This is a genomic window from Halomonas sp. BN3-1 (assembly GCF_003056325.1).
Lineage (GTDB): Bacteria > Pseudomonadota > Gammaproteobacteria > Pseudomonadales > Halomonadaceae > Halomonas > Halomonas litopenaei.
In genome coordinates, this window is the sequence record NZ_PYVV01000021.1 from 12,302 (window position 1) to 28,983 (window position 16,682).

Genomic DNA, 16,682 nt, shown 5'->3' on the forward strand with positions numbered 1-16,682 from the left:
GCTTGATCAGGATTGGCCCTTGATTGCCAATCCGCTTGCTTGCTTGCTTGCTTGCTTGCTTGCAGAACGGACGTGGCGCTATCTCAGGCGATTGATTCAACTTTCACTCAGGCGACGGACCAGACTCCATGCTCGATCCGAAACTGCTGCGCGGCGACCTCGATACGCTCGCCCAACGACTGGCCACCCGCGGTTACTCTCTCGACAGCGAGGCGCTTGGCTCGCTGGAATCCCGCCGTCGCGAGCTGCAGACCGAGACCGAGCGTTTGCAGAACGAGCGCAACACTCGCTCCAAGGCGATCGGCAAGGCCAAGGCCGCCGGCGAGGACATCCAGCCGCTGCTCGACGAGGTCAGTGACCTGGGCGAGCGCCTGGACGCCGCCAAGGTGGCGCTGGCCGAGGTGCAGGGCCAGTGGGAAGACATCGCTGCGGGGATTCCCAACCTGCCCCACGCCAGCGTGCCCGAAGGTGCAAGCGAAGACGACAACGTCGAGGTGTCGCGCTGGGGCAACCCCGGCGAGTACGCCTTCGAGGTCAAGGATCACGTCGATCTGGGAGCCAAGAAGGGCGATCTGGACTTCGAGGTTGCCGCCAAGCTGACCGGCGCTCGCTTCGCCGTGATGCGTGGGCCGATCGCTCGCCTGCACCGCGCCCTGACTCAGTTCATGCTCGACAAGCAGACCCTGGAGCACGGCTACGAAGAGTGCTACGTGCCCTACATGGTCAACCGTGACTCGCTCTACGGCACCGGCCAGTTGCCCAAGTTCGGCGAGGACCTGTTCAAGCTCGACGACGAGCGCGAGTTCCACCTGATCCCCACTGCCGAGGTGCCGCTGACCAACCTGCTGCGCGGCGAGATCGTCGACGCTGGCGCCTTGCCGCTGAAGCTGACCGCCCATACTCCCTGCTTTCGCAGCGAGGCAGGTTCCCACGGTCGCGATACCCGCGGGATGATCCGCCAGCACCAGTTCGACAAGGTCGAGATGGTGCAGCTGGTCGATCCGGCCAAGAGCTACGAGGCGCTGGAGGAAATGCGCGGCCACGCCGAGGCGATCCTTCAAGCACTCGAGCTGCCTTATCGGGTGGTGACCCTGTGCACCGGCGACATGGGCTTCTCCGCCGCCAAGACCTACGATCTCGAGGTCTGGCTGCCGAGCCAGGACACGTACCGCGAGATCTCCTCGGTGTCCAACTGCGAAGACTTCCAGGCACGCCGCCTGCAGGCGCGCTTCCGTGCCAAGGGTGAAAAGAAGCCGCAGCTTCTGCACACCCTCAACGGCTCCGGCCTGGCGGTGGGCCGCTGCCTGATCGCGGTGATGGAAAACCACCAGAACGAGGACGGCTCCATCACCGTTCCCGAGGTGCTGCGTCCCTATATGGGCGGGGTCGAGCGCATCAACGTCTGATCCGTCCTCGAGAGGGGCAGGTACGCTTGCCCTTGCTCAAGCCCTTGCTTAAGCAAAAGCAAAAGCCCCGGTGGTCGCGACCACCGGGGCTTTTGCGTCACGGGCTTTTGCGTGACGGGCTTAGGCGTAACAGGCTCAGGCGACATGGCACCGGACCCCGGCCGCTTTCCGTTGGGCGGGTGCGACTCGCTGGCCACCGATGCCATGGCCGTCGGGCTGACGTCGCCGCTATCGTCATTGCGGCGCAGCCGGGAGCTGCTGGCGATCCTGATCGATATCCGCGGTTGCCTCGGCCAGCCCCCAGCGAACCTGGACACCGGCGTCGATGGTGATGCTGCCGGGGCTGTAGTCGGCGTTGCCGCCGCTTTCGGCCATGTCCGCGCGCATCGCCATCATGCGTGGCTGAAACACCGGGGCGTTGGTCTCGCTGACATGGATCACCTCACCGAGCTCCACTCCCAGGGCGTCCGCCATCAGTTCGGCCTTGGCCCTGGCGCGCGCGAGCGCCTGGGTCAGTGCGCGGTCGCTGGCCGCGTCGCGGTCGGCAAGATCATAGCTGACGCCGTCCAGTGCATTGACGCCGGCTTCGGTCAGGGCGTCGAGCAGGGTCGGAAGGCTATCGAGATCGCTGATCGCCAGGGTCACCGGACGTTCAAGGCGAGTACGTACCATGGGGATGGGGGTGTCATTGCCCTGACGTGTTCGATGCAGCATCTCCTGCTGTACCCTCAGCGATCCAGCGTTGATCGCTTCGCGGGAAAGACCCGCGTCTTCCAGCGCCGAGATCAGCTCGGCGGCACGATCCTTCAGGCGTTGGCGGGCCTCAGCCAGGGCCTGGCCGTGGTCACCACTGTCCTTTTCCTGGGCGATGGCCGGTGTCAGCTCCCACAGTCGGGCGTTCAAGGTCGCTTCGTCCGGAGCGACCTTGAGCTCGGACTGGGCCTGGATATCCAGATAGCGTGGCGTGGGTGACTCGGCGGCCAGGGAGGGCGTGGCGGCCAGAGAAGCCAGCGCCAGGCCGAGCCCCACCGTCGCCAGCCGGTGGAGGTGGCGCAGGCGAAGGCTCGGCATCGCCCGTGACCGGGCGGAGGGAGTGGCGAGTGACATCGGATTCTCCTAGTAACGTGGGGGATTAACGACAGGGCGAACAACAGGGGGCGCGTCGCAGACAAGTCTGACAGGTACCCGCACCGGCCAGGGCCTACTGACTGGGACGGTGTCCCTGGCGAGACGTTCCCGGATCTCAAGCGTCTCCACGATCCTTGCATGGTTGAGGCTGGGCCGGCCAATGTCGCCGGAGTGATACACGCAACATTGGCAATGTCGCGCCATGTGCCATGATTCTTTGTGCTGAAACGATTGGCGGGGCATGATGGCGCCGATAACGCCGTCGAGCCGACGGCTGGTTAACGAGAGGAGCTACCGTCCATGGAAGATGAAGTCGAGGCGCAGGAGCGCAGGCTCCCCTTGAACCTGACGCTGGCCCTGGCTGCACTGGTGGTCATCGTCGCCGGCATGCGCGCGGGGGCAGACCTGCTGGTGCCGGTGCTGCTGTCGCTGTTCATCGCGGTGGTGTGTACCGCCCCGGTGCAGTGGCTGCACGAGCGGGGGCTGGGCTTGAGACTATCGGTATGGGTCACGCTGGTGGTGATCGGCGGCATGCTGATCCTGTTGGCGCTGTTGCTGGCCAATAGTGTCGGTACCTTTGCCGAGGCCTTGCCCGGGATCGAGGAAAAGCTCTACGAATACTACCTGCGCCTGCTCGATGGACTGGCCAGCATGGGGCTTGCCATCGACACCCAGCGGCTGGCCGGGTTTCTCGACACCCAGAAGCTTGGCGAATGGCTACCGGCACTGCTCAGCCAGCTCGGCAATCTGATGATGCAGAGTATCGTGGTGGCGCTGCTGGTGATGTTCATGTTGTTCGAGACCCTGAACTTCCGCGACAAGATATCCCGGGCGCTGGCCAACCCCGCCCCGAGCCTCGAGCGCTTCAACGAGTTCAGCCACACCCTCAAGCGTTACCTGGCGGTCAAGACCGTGATCAGCCTGGTCACCGGGGCCCTGGTGTGGGTGGCCTGTCTGCTGGTGGGGGTCGACTTCCCGCTGCTATGGGCGGTGCTGGCCTTTGCGCTCAACTATATCCCCAACATCGGTTCGGCCATCGCCGCGGTGCCGGCGGTGCTGCTGGTGCTGGTGTCTCCGGACGGGGGCATGGGTGATGCGCTGCTGCTGAGCCTTGCCTATCTGTCGATCAACTTCGTCATGGGCAATCTGGTCGAACCGCGGGTCATGGGGCGAGCGCTGGGATTGTCCACCTTCGTCGCCTTTCTGTCGCTGGTGGTGTGGGGCTGGATCTTCGGGGTCACCGGCATGTTGCTGTCGGTGGTGCTGACGATGACGTTGAAGATCGCCCTCGACAGCCACCCCCAGACCCGCTGGATGGCCCACCTGCTGGGACCGGCCAAGGGTGGCCCGGTGGAGGACGCCAGCCGGCCACTGGCCGAGCGTGCTCGCATGAGCAAGCTGAAACGCAAGGTCGAATCGGTCCAGCGCAAGTAAACCGACCGGGCGCTTAAGCCAGCGCTAGTAAGCTGGGCAAACCCAACAAAAGGTTGAGCCAACCCGGCCAGGGTCGGCTGCTGTAGCGCAAGCGAGCCAAGGACGGGGTTATGGCGCCTTCTCGGGCGGTGGGAATACCACCTCCATGCCGCGGGCGTCGAGCTGACGGATGTCCTCGGGGCTACCGTCCTCGGCCAGGGTGACCAGACCGATGCCGGGCCCGTTCCACAGGCGTTCTCCGGCCTTGGCGCGGTCCGGGTCCCTGGGCTCCACCGCCATGGGCCGGCGCTGGGTGAACCAGTTGAGCGGCGAGCGTGGCGAGTAAAGCCAGCGATTGAGCCGGTCGAAGGTATCCAGCAGGGTGTCAGGAAAGCAGTTCTTGAGACCGCTGGAGGTGATCTGCCAGATCATCGGGCCCTGGTGCCGGTGACGGATACGCACGTCGTAGACGAAGGAGTAGTGCACGTCGCCGGACAGGATGACGTAGTGTCCCGGGGTCCGCGAGTGGCGGAAGATGTTGAGCATCACGCTGGCGGCGCCACGATGGGCCATCCAGTTCTCGGCATCCACCAGCAGCGGCTTGCCCGCCAGGGTGAACAATTTCTGGATGGTCTCGATCAGCTTGACCCCGAACATCGGCGCCGGAGAGACGATGACCGCCGACGGTGCGTCGATCAACTCCTGCTGAAATTCCGATAACGCCTCCCAGTCCATCAGGCCGGATGGCCGTTCGGGCTTGCGCCCATTGCGCCAGCGTCGGGTGCGGGTATCCAGCACCACCAGCCGTGGACTGCCCTCCACCTGAAATTCCCAGCCCTCGAAGCGAAAGAGGCGCTCGAGACAGGCATCCTGCTGATCCTTGTCGAGCCAGCCTTGATGGTCATTGGCGTCGTTCAACAGCGCCTGGGCTTCGTCCAGCGGTGTCTTCAACCGCTCGGGGGCGTTGCCCCAGCCCTGACACAGCAGATAGGCCAGCAAGGCATTGCCGATGATGCGCTTGGAGAAGGGGTGGCCGTAAGCCGTGCTTTCCCACTGCGCGGTAAGGTTCCAGTCGTCGGTGACGTCGTGGTCATCGAAGATCATCAGGCTCGGCAACTGGGCCATGACGCGGGCGGCGGCAGGCAGGGTAGCGACAAAGTCGTCGATGATCCGAGCCTGGTCGTCGTAGGTCTCTCGTCGCTCTTCTTCAAGCGCAGGAGGCTGGCACTCGATGAGGCGCCACGGCGTCGGCGACCAGACCAGCAGGTACATGGCCACCATCTCGGCGAAGGTCATCAGGTGATTGGCGGCGCTGGCCGACGTGAACACCGGCTTGCGTACGCCCCCGAAGAAGCGATCCTTGAGGGCAGCCGAACTCTTGACGTCGGGCAGCAACTCCTCGCGTCGATAGTAGCTGAAGGGGCTTGCGTAGAGCGATTGGCTGTCGTCGATGGTCGAGCCCTCGAGGGTCTCGTCGAACAGCCCCAGGCGCTCGATCAGCGCGTGTATCGCCACCAGCAAGGGGCCGGCGACGTCATCGGCGTAGATCTGGTCGCCGGTCATCAACAGCCAGGCCGGCCACTGTTCGGGACAGTCGAGACGCTGGGCGAGCCAGCTGTCCAGATGGGCCAGGCCGTCCGGGCCATCGTAGTGAGGACGACGGCAGGAGCCGTGCAGCAGGCGCCGGTGGCTCGACGCCAGCACGAATGCCGGCGTCTCGTGCCCTTCATGGCACAGATGGGGCGCCAGCTCGCCGAGTGAGGTTTCGCGCTCGTCCGTCACCTTGAGGTCGTAGTCGATCCGGGTGTCCTGGGGCAGAGGCTCATCCAGCGGTGCATCGATCAGGTAGAGCAGGGCATGGCGGCCCAGTGGCACCAGCCGGTAATCGTCCTCACCAAGCGGCTGTCGGCGAGGTGACTCGCCGCTGGGTGACAGCTCGAGGGTCAAGCTGAGCGGACGGCTCGCCACCAGCCAGATGCGCAGACGTTCGGGACTCAAGCGTCGCAGGATGGGGCCGGCGAGGATAGCGGGGAGGTCGTCGGGAGACGTTCCGGTGTCGGTCATGGCGGTCCTGTGTCGGTTCGCTGTCGGTAAGCCCCGTTCCGGGGGAGACCTCGCGCATGGCGAATACATCAAGAGTATCAACGGTAAGCGGCAAGGAGGCCAGAGCGCCGGCGTATGCCATGCAGACTGTTCCCGAGGTGGCCGTTGCGCTGGCTGGTCTGGTAGCGCTGGTCTTGAACTGGCTGCGCGAGTGGACCAGGTCAGCACCTGGCAAATGCTAGCATCAAGGATGAGGAACGCGTCTTCCCGGGAGACTCCCATGGCTCATGAACATCGAACGACCGAAAGCGCCAGAGCGGACGGCCCTGCTCACCAGCACGCTGAGCGTGACAAGCATCGGCACGATCCCCACGGTCATGACGCGCACCGCCATGGCCATGGCATCGGCCATGTGCACACCGACAGCCAGCGTCGGCTGGCCTGGGGCATCCTGCTGACCGCGTCCTTCATGGTGGCCGAGGTGATCGGAGGTGTTGTCTCCGGATCGCTGGCGCTGCTGGCCGACGCAGGCCATATGCTCACCGACAGCGCTGCTCTGGTACTGGCCTGGTTCGCCGCCCGCCTCAGCAAGCGACCTGCCGACGACGCCCGCAGTTTTGGCTATGACCGGGTGCAGATCCTCGCCGCCTTCGTCAACGGCTTGACCCTGATCGCCATCGTTGTGTGGATATCGATCGAGGCGGTCCGCCGCCTGCTGAGTCCGGTCGAGGTGCTGGGGCCTGTCATGCTGACGGTGGCGGTGGCGGGACTGCTGGTCAATATCGTGGTCTTCGTGATTCTTCACGGCGGCGATCGCGACAATCTGAATATTCGCGGTGCTGCGCTGCACGTGCTGGGCGATCTGCTCGGTTCCGTTGCGGCGATCGTTGCATCGCTGGTGATCATGGCGACCGGATGGACGCCGATCGACCCGCTGCTGTCGGTGCTGGTGGCGCTGCTGATCCTCAGGAATGCCTGGACACTAACGCGCCAGAGTGGGCACATCCTGCTGGAAGGCGTTCCGGAATCCCTGGACATCGATGCCATGAAGCGGGCCGTCGTCGAGACGGTACCGGCGGTATGCGACGTTCATCATGTTCACGCCTGGTCGCTGACACCCGGACGGCATCTGGTGTCGATGCACGTCGGCGTGCGCTCGGGAGAAGACCACCAGACAACTCTGGTGGCAGTGCGGGAGGTGCTGACCCAAGGGTTCGATATCGAGCATGTCACGATGCAACTGGAAGAGGTGGGGGACTGCGTCGATCATCGCTGAGCAACACCACTGCATGAAGTCAGGCAGGCGCAAGGCAAGCCGAAAGGGAAGGGGGGGTGGCCGCCCCCCTGGAGGCAGGGAGGGCGAGGATGGCCGGCGACTAGAGAAGCTTGGTCTGTCGCAGACTGTGCAGGGCGCAGGGGGCATCGAAGCTGTTCGCATCTGCCAGATCCCAGAACTCACGATACAGCGGATGGTTCTTGGCGCCGCCCTCCAGCAATTCCTTGGGTGCCAGGCTGTCGATCAGGCTGATGTAGGGCAGCGCCTTGCCATTGGAGAGGCGCCTGATGATGTGTTCGGGGCCAAGTTCGCTGGGGTGATGCAGCCCAGCCGCCTCCAGCATCTCGCACAGGGCGAACTTGGTATTGGCGTGGAAGTTCTTCACCCGCACCGACTTGTCCTCGACGTCCAGGCGGTTGCCGCGGGCCTTGTCCTGGGTGGCGACCCCGCTGGGGCACTGGTCGTTGTGGCAGCTCTGGGCCTGGATGCAGCCCAGCGAGAACATGAAGCCACGGGCCATGTTGACCCAGTCGGCGCCCAGCGCCAGCGTGCGGGCGATGTCGAAGGCGCTGATGATCTTGCCGCTGGCGCCGATGCGAATCTCGTCGCGCAGTCCGGCGCCGACCAGGGTGTTGTGGACCAGGATCAGGGCGTCATTGAGCGGCATGCCGAGGCGGTTGATGAATTCCAGCGGTGCGGCGCCGGTGCCGCCCTGGCCACCGTCGACCACGATATAGTCGGGGCGGTCGCCGCATTCCAGCATGGCCTTGACCATGGCGAACCATTCCCAGGGATGGCCCAGGGCCAGCTTGATGCCCACCGGCTTGTCGCCGGACAGGGTGCGCAGCTCCTGGATGAAGTGGATCATCTCGCAGGGGGTGGAGAAGGCGGAGTGCTTGGCCGGCGAAAGTACGTCCTGGCCTTCGGGCACGCCGCGGGTCGAGGCTATCTCGGCGGTCACCTTGGCCCCCGGCAGGATGCCGCCATGGCCAGGCTTGGCGCCCTGGGACAGCTTGATCTCGATCATCTTCACTTCGTCACGACGGGCATTCTCCTTGAACTTGTCGCGATCGAATCCACCGTCGTCGCGACGACAGCCGAAGTAGCCGGAACCGATCTGCCACACCAGGTCGCCGCCGCGCAGGTGGTAGGGCGATATCGCCCCTTCCCCGGTGGTGTGGTAGAAGCCCCCGAGCTTGGCACCTTCGTTGAGGGCGCTGATGGCATTGGGCGACAGGGCACCGAAGCTCATGGCGGAAATATTGAGCACGCTGGCCTTGTAGGGCTTGGCGCGATGCTCGCCAACGACCACGCGGAAGTCATGATCGGTGATCTCCACCGGTGACAGCGATGGCCCCATCCACTCGTAGCCGGGGGCGTTCATGTCCCGGAGCGAGCCGAAGGGCTTCTTGTCGATGGTGCTCTTGGCCCGTCGATAGACCAGCGAGCGCTGCTCGCGGGAGAAGGGCGACTCGAAGGTGTCCGCCTCAATGAAGTACTGGCGGAACTCGGGCCCGATGGATTCCAGGAAGTAGCGAATATGCGCCAGGATCGGGTAGTTGCGACTGACCGTGCGGCGACGCTGGACGATGTCATAGGTGCCCAGCGCGGTCAGCGCGCCAAACGCCAGCACCCCCGTCAGCCACCATAGTGACGCCAGTAGCCCGAGCAGGCTGACGATCAGGCCGGCGACGGCGATGTAGTAGGCGCCGAAGCGGGTCGAGGCGTGGCGTGAAAGGTACGAGGCCATGTCGTTCTCCCTGAGTCACGGTTTTCTTGTGTTCTTTACTCATGCAAGCACATTACCTGTCACCGGCATAGAGCACGCGGCACCGGGTGACGACCAGGCACAGTGGAGCAAAAGGCGGAGGCATGGCTCGGGAGAGAGGCCGCGCTATAGGCGGCAGCCGGCCAGTCGTGAGGTGCTGCTGCAGGTGACTGCAAAGCGTCATCGTCTCGTAACCAAGTGCAAATAGTGTTTGACCTGAGCGCCAAGACGGCGCATGCTGCTCGCAGTTGGTTAGCAAGTTGAACGTCTCAGAGGTCATCGAAGCATCCTGGCGACGATGTTCCGGGGGAAGGTTTCTTGTTTTACCCACTGCAACTCGGGTATCTCCCGGTAATGTATATACGCTAGTCGAGGATTCGATCATGGCAACTGGTACCGTCAAGTGGTTCAACGACACTAAGGGCTACGGCTTCATCTCTCCGGACGACAACGGTGACGACCTGTTCGCTCACTTCTCCGAGATTCAAGCCGACGGCTTCAAGTCCCTGCAGGATGGCCAGAAGGTCTCCTTCGAGGTGACTCAGGGCAAGAAAGGCCTCCAGGCTTCCAACATCAAGGTCATCGACTAAGTCGATCGCTTGATGGCCGCTCAGGCGGCATGATGCATCGCACTTGATGCATGGAAAAGGCTCGCTACGGCGGGCCTTTTTGCGTTTCTGATGTGTCATTCTGCGCCCCGGGTGGGTGCCGGTGAAGGACACCCGTAAACGAGGTGAATCTCTCGCAAAGGCGCTGTGGCATAGGGTGAATGGCGCATATGCCTGAAAGAGATAAAAAAATAATACATTGTAACTATTTAGAATAAGGTGAGGGAGGCACAATAGGCTGATTCTCTTCAGCAAGGCCACCTCATGTCGCTGGATGCCTGGATCGCCCTTTCCGTTGCCTGTGCCGTCTTCCCGTTGATGGCGCTGACCCGTCTCGGCCCCGACATGGTGCTGATGGGGGCTCTTGTGGTGCTTCTGAGCCTTGGGGTCATCGACGCCGAGCAGGCGTTGGGCGGCTTTTCCAACAGTGGCCTGTTCACGGTCGCCTTCCTCTACATCCTGGTCGCCAGCCTGCGTGATACCGGTGGTATCGATCTGATCATTCGTCACGTGCTGGGACGCCCCTCCGGCGAACGTCACGCCTTGTCACGCCTGGTGTGGCCAGTCACCGCCGTCAGCGGGCTGCTCAACAACACGCCGGTGGTGGCCACCTTCATCCCTGCGGTGATCAGCTGGGGGCGTCGCTTCTCGATTGCCCCGCAGTTGCTGCTGATGCCGCTGAGCTTCGCTTCGATCCTCGGCGGCACCGTCACCCTGATGGGTACCAGTACCAATCTGGTGGTGCATTCGCTGATGCAGGAGCGCTTCCCGGACCTCCACCTGGGGCTGTTCGAAATCGCCTGGGTGGGCGTGCCCATGGCGCTGGTTGGGGTCGTCTACCTGCTGGTAGTAACGCCTCGTCTGCTGTCCAGGCGCCCCGGCAGCGAGGAGGCCTTCGCCAACCTGCGCGAGTTCACCATCGAAATGGAAGTGGATCCGCAGGGGCCGCTGGTCGACCGCACCGTCGAAGAGGCCGGGCTGCGGCATCTTTCCGGGCTCTTCCTGGTGGAAATCGAACGCGGTGGCAATGTGGTCAGCGTGGTGGGGCCGGGTGAACGTCTCAAGGGCGGGGATCACCTGGTCTTTGCCGGCACCACTGAGGGGGCAGTGGAATTGCAGCAGATGCGCGGTCTGAGGCCATCCCGTCTGGGGGAGTCGCATCTTGAGAAGGAGTTTCGCGAGCGCCGCCTGGTGGAAGCGGTAGTCTCCGACCAGTGCCAGTTCATCGGGCAGAAGATTCGCGATGGCCATTTTCGCACGCTCTATGGCGCCGCTGTGCTGGCGGTCTGTCGTGGTGGGCGCAGGGTGGCGGGTAGCCTCGGGCAGATTCGTCTGCAACCCTCCGATGTGCTGTTGCTCGAGGCGCGCCCGGCCTTTATCGAACGTCATCGACAGTCTCAGGACTTCCTGTTGATCAGCCAGGTCAATGGTCAGGCCAGGCCCGCCTTCGACCGAGCGCTGCGCGCCTGGGCGATCCTGGCGACGGTAGTGGTGCTGGCCTCCACCGGGCTGATGAGCATGATGAACGCCGCCATGCTGGGCGCCACGGCAGCCCTGTTGAGCGGCTGTGTCAGCGTCCGCAGTGCCCGTCGCGGCATGGACACCCAGGTGTTACTGACCATCGCCGCATCCTTTGGCCTGGGCGCCGCACTGCAGACGTCCGGGGCAGCAGATGTGGTGGCCCGTGGGCTGCTGAGTGTCGTCGGCGACAGTCCCTGGGCGCTGCTGGTGGGCACCTACTGTGTGGTGGCGCTGCTGACCTCGCTGGTGACCAACAATGCCGCAGCGGTCATTACCTTCCCCATCGCCATGGCAGGGGCCGAGAGTCTCGGCGTCAATCCTTTGCCCTACGTGGTCGTGGTGATGTTTGCCGCATCGGCCAGTTTTCTCACCCCGATTGGCTATCAGACCAATCTGATGGTCATGGGCCCCGGTGGCTACCGGGTTCAGGATTACCTCAAGCTCGGCGGCCCCCTGAATCTGCTGACTGCGGTCGTGGTGCTGGTGCTGACCCCCTTTTTCTGGCCCTTCTAAAAAGCCCTGTGTGCTTCTCGGTAGCCGGGTGACTTCACCTGTTTGGCTCGTCCCCTCTGGCGCATTGCGGTAGGCTAGGAGGTTGTGCTTTGCAACATAGACTGAGATCTGCCCATGAGCGACAACGACCAGCTGGTCATCGAGCCCCGAGGCGAAGCGGACGCCTGCATGATCATTCTTCACGGCCTGGGAGCGGATGGGCGTGACTTCGAGCCGGTGGTGCCCATGCTGCCAAGGCCCGGTTACGCTCAGATCCGATTTATCCTGCCCCATGCACCGCGCCTGCCGGTCACCATCAATGGTGGCATGGTCATGCCCGCCTGGTACGACATTCTCGAGATGAGCCTGGACCGTCGGGTGGACGAGATGCAGCTGCGGCTGTCGGCCGAGCGGATCAAGGGCGTCGTACAGTCCCAGATCGATGCCGGCATCGACAGCCGACGTATCCTGCTGGCCGGGTTTTCCCAGGGTGGGGCCGTTGCCTACGAGGCCGCCTTCAGCTTTGACAAGCCGTTAGGCGGTCTGCTGGCGATGTCCACCTACTTTGCCACCGCGAACTCGATCAAGCTGAACGAGGCCAATCGCGACCTGAGGGTGGAAATCCATCACGGCAGCATGGATCCGGTGGTACCCGAATCCCTGGGCCGAGCCGCCTTCGCTCGTCTGGAGGAGCTTGGCTATCACACCGTCTATCGTCAGTATCCCATGGCTCACGCGGTCTGCCCGCAGCAGATCGGGGATATCGGCGAGTGGATGAGTGAGCTGCTGGGACAGTGAGTCCTGAGGCTGCTTTGCTCAGCCTGCGAACATGAGACTTTTCATCCTGCGAAGGAAGTCTGGTTCTTCTAAGCTTTTTTCGTACAAAAAATTAAGAAAAAGCTTACGGGATGCAGGGTGATGTCTGTATGGAGGTTTTTCCGTCGCGACAAGACAAAGGCCGAGAGTGGCGCACCCCCAAAGACCATGACGGTCAGTGACGGGGAGTCGGGGGCCGAGGCCCTGCTGGGCGCCGCGCCGGGGTCCGCCTTGTTGCTTGACCATGAAGGAACCATCGTCTGGGCGAACGCTCGTCAGTGCAATGAACTGGGCAAGTCTCTGGCAGACATCAGGGGGCTGCGCCTGACCGATGTTCATTGCAGTACGGCAGCCGAGACACTGGAGCTGGCCCTTGCGCGTTGTCGCGAGGGAGGCGGGAGCTGGGAAGGCGTGGTGGCCTGTGACGGGGTTGGTCGTCTACGTCACCTTGGTACCAGCATCCACCCGGTGTCGTGGTGCGCTGCCCGCTGGATGCTGATGAAGCACGACGTCAGCCGACTGCAACTGCAGGCGGCGTCAGCTCAGCGACTGAGCCGCACCATTGAAAGCCGCATGGCGAGGCTCCCGGGAGTGGTGTTCCGGCTGCGCCAGTCGCCCGGGGGAGGCTTGTCGTTTGACTACCTGGGACCTGGCTTCGAATCCCAGACGGGGCTGTCTCGTCAAAGAGCCCTTGAAGACGTCGAGGTCGTGCTTTCCAGGCTGGACGAGGACGCGCGTGAGCAGTTGACGCTGGCGCTCGCCCAGTCGCTGGTCAGCCTCACACCCTGGCACCTGGACATCACCCTGGGTGATGCTCAGGAGACCGTAGCGGAAGGACAGCGCTGGTTCGAGGCCAGGGGGACGCCCCAGCGATTCGATGACGGCACCGTGGTCTGGGATGGCCTGCTGCTGGATGTGACCCAGCGCAAGCAGGCGGAGTCGCGTGTCGCCAAGCTGGTCAGCACCGATGTCCTCACCGGCGTGATGAATCGCCGTGCCTTCCTCGAGGCAGGAGCGCGGGTACTCGCCCGATTGCGGCGCCGTGGCGAGCCAGCGGTGCTGGCGATGCTGGATCTTGACCATTTCAAGTCACTGAACGATGCCTACGGCCACGCCGCCGGGGATATGGTGCTGAAGGCTTTCGCCGATACCTGTCGTCTAAGCCTGCGCCCCTATGACCTGCTGGCGCGTATCGGGGGCGAAGAATTTCTGGTACTGCTCGGTGACGTTCATGCCGAAGACGCCTGGGACATACTGGAGCGTCTTCGAAGCAACGTGGAAGCATCGACCTTGAAGGTCGACCGTCGTGCCCTCAAGGTAACGGTGAGCATGGGAGCCATCTGTGTCGGGCAGGACGAAAGTCTCGACATGGCCATGCGGCGTGTGGACGGAGCGCTCTACGATGCCAAGCGTGCCGGTCGCAACCAATTGAAGGGCCTCCTTCCTGAGTATGAACGCGATAACCTCGCGTTGGGCAAGGCCCTGGCATCATCCACCATCTACAAGGAGATCGAGATGGCGTTGAGCGAAGATCTGCGGATCCCCAAGCCCTGCCCGAACTGCGGCAGCTACAACATGCGAGTCCCCAGCACCAAGAATCCCGATGAAAAGGTGCACTGCGCTTCCTGCCAGACCTACGTCTGCCTTTATTCCGAAGCGGCCGAAATGATCGAGAAGACACCCAAGAGCGAGTCCGAGGAGCTGATCGAGAAGGCCATGAACCGGGACAAGTGACCGTGACAAGTGACCGGGGCAACTGAAAGTGTCAGCTCCGGGCCGAACGCCAGCGCCCCCGCCTTGCAGGCGGGGGCGCTTTGGTTTCGTTGGGGGGCGCTTTCGTTTCGTTGGTGGGCGCGTTCGTTCCGCTGGGGGCGCTTACAACAGCTCTTCGCCGGCCAGGGCCAGGCGCGAGCGCTCGACGCTCTTCAAGGTCACATGGCCGGCATGGGGCCAGTTCTTGAAGTTCTGAACCACTGCGGCCATGCCGCAGGTATTGGCGGTGAGGTAAGGGGTGTCGATCTGGCCGACGTTGCCCAGACAGACGATCTTGGTGTTGCGTCCTGCTCGGGTGATCAGGCTCTTCAACTGCTTTGGCGTAAAGTTCTGGGCCTCGTCGATGATCAGGAAGGTGTCGTTGAGGGTGCGTCCACGCATGAAGCCCGGCGCCCGGATCTGTACGCGTGAGCCCAGTAGCTGGCGCGTGGCGTCCTGGTTCCAGGTCGAGCTTCCGTCATGCTCGTCGCGCAGCAGGTTGTCCATGTTGTCGTGGAAGGCGCCCATCCAGGGCGACATCTTTTCCTCTTCGGTGCCGGGCAGAAAGCCGATGTCCTCGCTCATGGAGATCGGCGCCCGGGTGAATACCACCCGTTCGAAGCGCTTGGTATCGAGGGTCTGCTGGAAGGCAGCGGCCAGGGTCATGAAGGTCTTGCCGGTGCCGGCACTGCCGGCCACCGTGACCAGGTCCACGGCGTCATCCATCAGCAGGTTCAAGGTGAAGTTCTGCCGGCTGTCGTGGGCGTGTACCCCCCAGACGCTGGCGCCGTGGCGATAGTTGGTCAGAAGCTCCAGGGTGGCCTGGTGGGGGGCGAGTTCGCGCACGATGGCCTCGAAGCTGGCCTCGCCGTCGGCGTCGGACACCAGCATGCCCAGGTGCCAGTGCTGGGGAATCTCGCCGCTCAGTCGATAGATGACACGGTCATGGTCGCGCTCGACCTTGACGTCCAGCGCCATGGCGTCCCACAAGCCATGGCCGGCGTCCTCATACACAGCGACACCGTCGGTCATGGCGTCGGAGTCATCGAAGGCGCGATCGGTCAGGTAGTCCTCGACCGGCACGCCGAGGGCGGCGGCCTTGACCCGCAGGTTGATGTCCTTGGTGACCAGGATCACCGAGGCGTCGGGGCGCTCCTGACGCAGTCGGCAGGTCTCGCCGAGCAGACGATTGTCGGGGCTGTCTTCCAGGTTGTCGGGCAGGGTGAGGTCGGAGTAGCAGAGCAGTCTCAGTCGGCCATCTGGTCCGCTGACGCGGGTGATGGGAATACCTTGGCGTATCTGGTCGATGTCGACGTTGGCGGTCAGGTCAGAGAGGGTCCGGCTGACTTGCCGGGCGGTGCGGGCGATTTCGCGGATGCCATTCTTGTGCTTGTCGAGCTCCTCGAGCACGGTCATGGGGATAACCACTTCGTGCTCTTCGAACTGGTAGAGGGCGCTGGGATCATGGATCAGTACGTTGGTGTCCAGCACGTACAGTCGGGTGGCCTTCTTGTCGATGCGTACCATCGGCACAGCTCTCCTGATTGTCACCTTGGGCGTCAACATGACGCCTTGATGTCGACACTCTCAGCGCGCGATGTCAGGAATGTGACAGCCGCCAAGGTGTCGGATTGCACACGATAGGCTCCTCCTGTGGCCATGAAACGGTTCTCAACCAATTCTCAACTGGTTCTCAATCGATTCTCGAACCCTTGGGCGGGTTGGCCGTTCCTTGCAGCTTGTCCCGCTGTGGCGCAAGACGTGCTGCCAACGGCGCTTCTTTACATTGGACCCTGATTCGGTCCAGCGGTGCCCTTGAGTCAAGCATGGACGATGACAAAAATGCTGCAAGGGCGAAGTGTCAACGCTGCGCTATCAGGTCAATTCTTCGGTCAACCTTCCCGCTCACGCCAGGCCGGTCCTCTGCGATTCGGCCGCGACGGACTTATCCCCCGAGATGACGGTCAGGACCGAGCCCGCCAGCTTTCGTGCCGCACAGGCCCGGGCCGAAATGCTGCGGCGCTCAGGGTGCGATCATTACCCTGTCCTGGTCGAAGGCCACCGCCCAGGTGCGCAGCGAGACGCTGTCGTCTTCCACGCAACTGCCGTCCTTGAGGCGAAAGTGCTGCTTGTACAGGGGAGAGGCCACCACCGGCTCTCCCTGGATGTCGCCGACGATGCCTCTGGCCAGCACATTGGCCTTGGCGATGGGGTCGTGGTGGTCGATGGCGAACAGTTCCGGGCTATGCCCGGGCAAGTAGAACAGCGCCACCTGGGCGGGGCCCTCGGCGCTGTCGATCCAGGCGGCGACACCGGAGAAGGGCACCAGGTCGCTGCGCTGGCACAGCGGTATCCAATCCAGCGAACGGCTGATGGAAGAAGCGGTCATGGAAAACTCCTTGTGGCGTTGTTGGCAGCCCGTCTCGTGACGTGGTGTCGGTCACGAGGGCGGAAACGGT

The 16,682-nt window shown here is 63.3% G+C and carries 12 protein-coding genes; 7 read left to right on the top strand and 5 right to left on the bottom strand.

All coding sequences use genetic code 11. From position 1 onward, the window contains the following. Positions 1–128: 128 nt before the first annotated feature. On the top strand, positions 129–1,406 hold the full coding sequence (gene serS, locus C9F12_RS21110) for a serine--tRNA ligase (protein ID WP_108450105.1): 1,278 nt from the start codon (positions 129–131) through the stop codon (positions 1,404–1,406). Positions 1,407–1,640: 234 nt separating this feature from the next. Here the strand turns inward: serS and C9F12_RS21115 are convergent, their stop codons facing one another. Next, positions 1,641–2,513, bottom strand: coding sequence for an SIMPL domain-containing protein (locus tag C9F12_RS21115; RefSeq protein WP_240184320.1), 873 nt, complete (start codon positions 2,511–2,513; stop codon positions 1,641–1,643). A 321-nt stretch (positions 2,514–2,834) separates the two neighbouring features. Between C9F12_RS21115 and C9F12_RS21120 the strand changes: the two genes are divergently transcribed. Further along, a complete protein-coding gene (locus C9F12_RS21120; RefSeq protein ID WP_108450106.1) occupies positions 2,835–3,968 on the top strand; it encodes an AI-2E family transporter in 1,134 nt (377 codons plus the stop codon). A 108-nt stretch (positions 3,969–4,076) separates the two neighbouring features. Here the strand turns inward: C9F12_RS21120 and C9F12_RS21125 are convergent, their stop codons facing one another. Next, positions 4,077–6,011, bottom strand: a complete 1,935-nt coding sequence (locus tag C9F12_RS21125; RefSeq protein WP_108450107.1) for an alkaline phosphatase D family protein — start codon at positions 6,009–6,011, stop codon at positions 4,077–4,079. Between the two features lie 259 nt (positions 6,012–6,270). Here C9F12_RS21125 and C9F12_RS21130 point away from each other — a divergent pair, with 259 nt between their 5' ends. Then, on the top strand, positions 6,271–7,266 hold the full coding sequence (locus C9F12_RS21130; protein WP_108450108.1) for a cation diffusion facilitator family transporter: 996 nt from the start codon (positions 6,271–6,273) through the stop codon (positions 7,264–7,266). Between the two features lie 100 nt (positions 7,267–7,366). Here the strand turns inward: C9F12_RS21130 and C9F12_RS21135 are convergent, their stop codons facing one another. Beyond that, complete coding sequence (locus C9F12_RS21135) at positions 7,367–9,016, bottom strand: FMN-binding glutamate synthase family protein (protein WP_108450109.1); 1,650 nt, start codon at positions 9,014–9,016, stop codon at positions 7,367–7,369. A 401-nt stretch (positions 9,017–9,417) separates the two neighbouring features. Between C9F12_RS21135 and C9F12_RS21140 the strand changes: the two genes are divergently transcribed. From C9F12_RS21140 to C9F12_RS21155, 4 genes are all read left to right on the top strand, one after another. Further along, positions 9,418–9,624 (top strand): cold-shock protein, encoded by a 207-nt coding sequence (locus C9F12_RS21140; RefSeq protein ID WP_045994373.1) that lies wholly within the window; start codon positions 9,418–9,420, stop codon positions 9,622–9,624. 282 nt (positions 9,625–9,906) lie between these two features. Then, positions 9,907–11,676, top strand: coding sequence for an SLC13 family permease (locus C9F12_RS21145; protein ID WP_045994374.1), 1,770 nt, complete (start codon positions 9,907–9,909; stop codon positions 11,674–11,676). Positions 11,677–11,790: 114 nt separating this feature from the next. Continuing rightward, the gene (locus C9F12_RS21150) at positions 11,791–12,453 is read left to right on the top strand and encodes a carboxylesterase (protein WP_108450110.1); all 663 of its coding nucleotides are present in this window, start codon (positions 11,791–11,793) and stop codon (positions 12,451–12,453) included. Positions 12,454–12,639: 186 nt separating this feature from the next. Further along, the gene (locus C9F12_RS21155) at positions 12,640–14,205 is read left to right on the top strand and encodes a diguanylate cyclase (RefSeq protein ID WP_162816544.1); all 1,566 of its coding nucleotides are present in this window, start codon (positions 12,640–12,642) and stop codon (positions 14,203–14,205) included. 141 nt (positions 14,206–14,346) lie between these two features. Here C9F12_RS21155 and C9F12_RS21160 read toward each other — a convergent pair whose 3' ends face one another. Beyond that, on the bottom strand, positions 14,347–15,750 hold the full coding sequence (locus C9F12_RS21160) for a PhoH family protein (protein ID WP_108450112.1): 1,404 nt from the start codon (positions 15,748–15,750) through the stop codon (positions 14,347–14,349). A 496-nt stretch (positions 15,751–16,246) separates the two neighbouring features. Next, a complete protein-coding gene (gene nirD / locus C9F12_RS21165) occupies positions 16,247–16,612 on the bottom strand; it encodes a nitrite reductase small subunit NirD (RefSeq protein ID WP_108450113.1) in 366 nt (121 codons plus the stop codon). Positions 16,613–16,682: the final 70 nt, after the last annotated feature.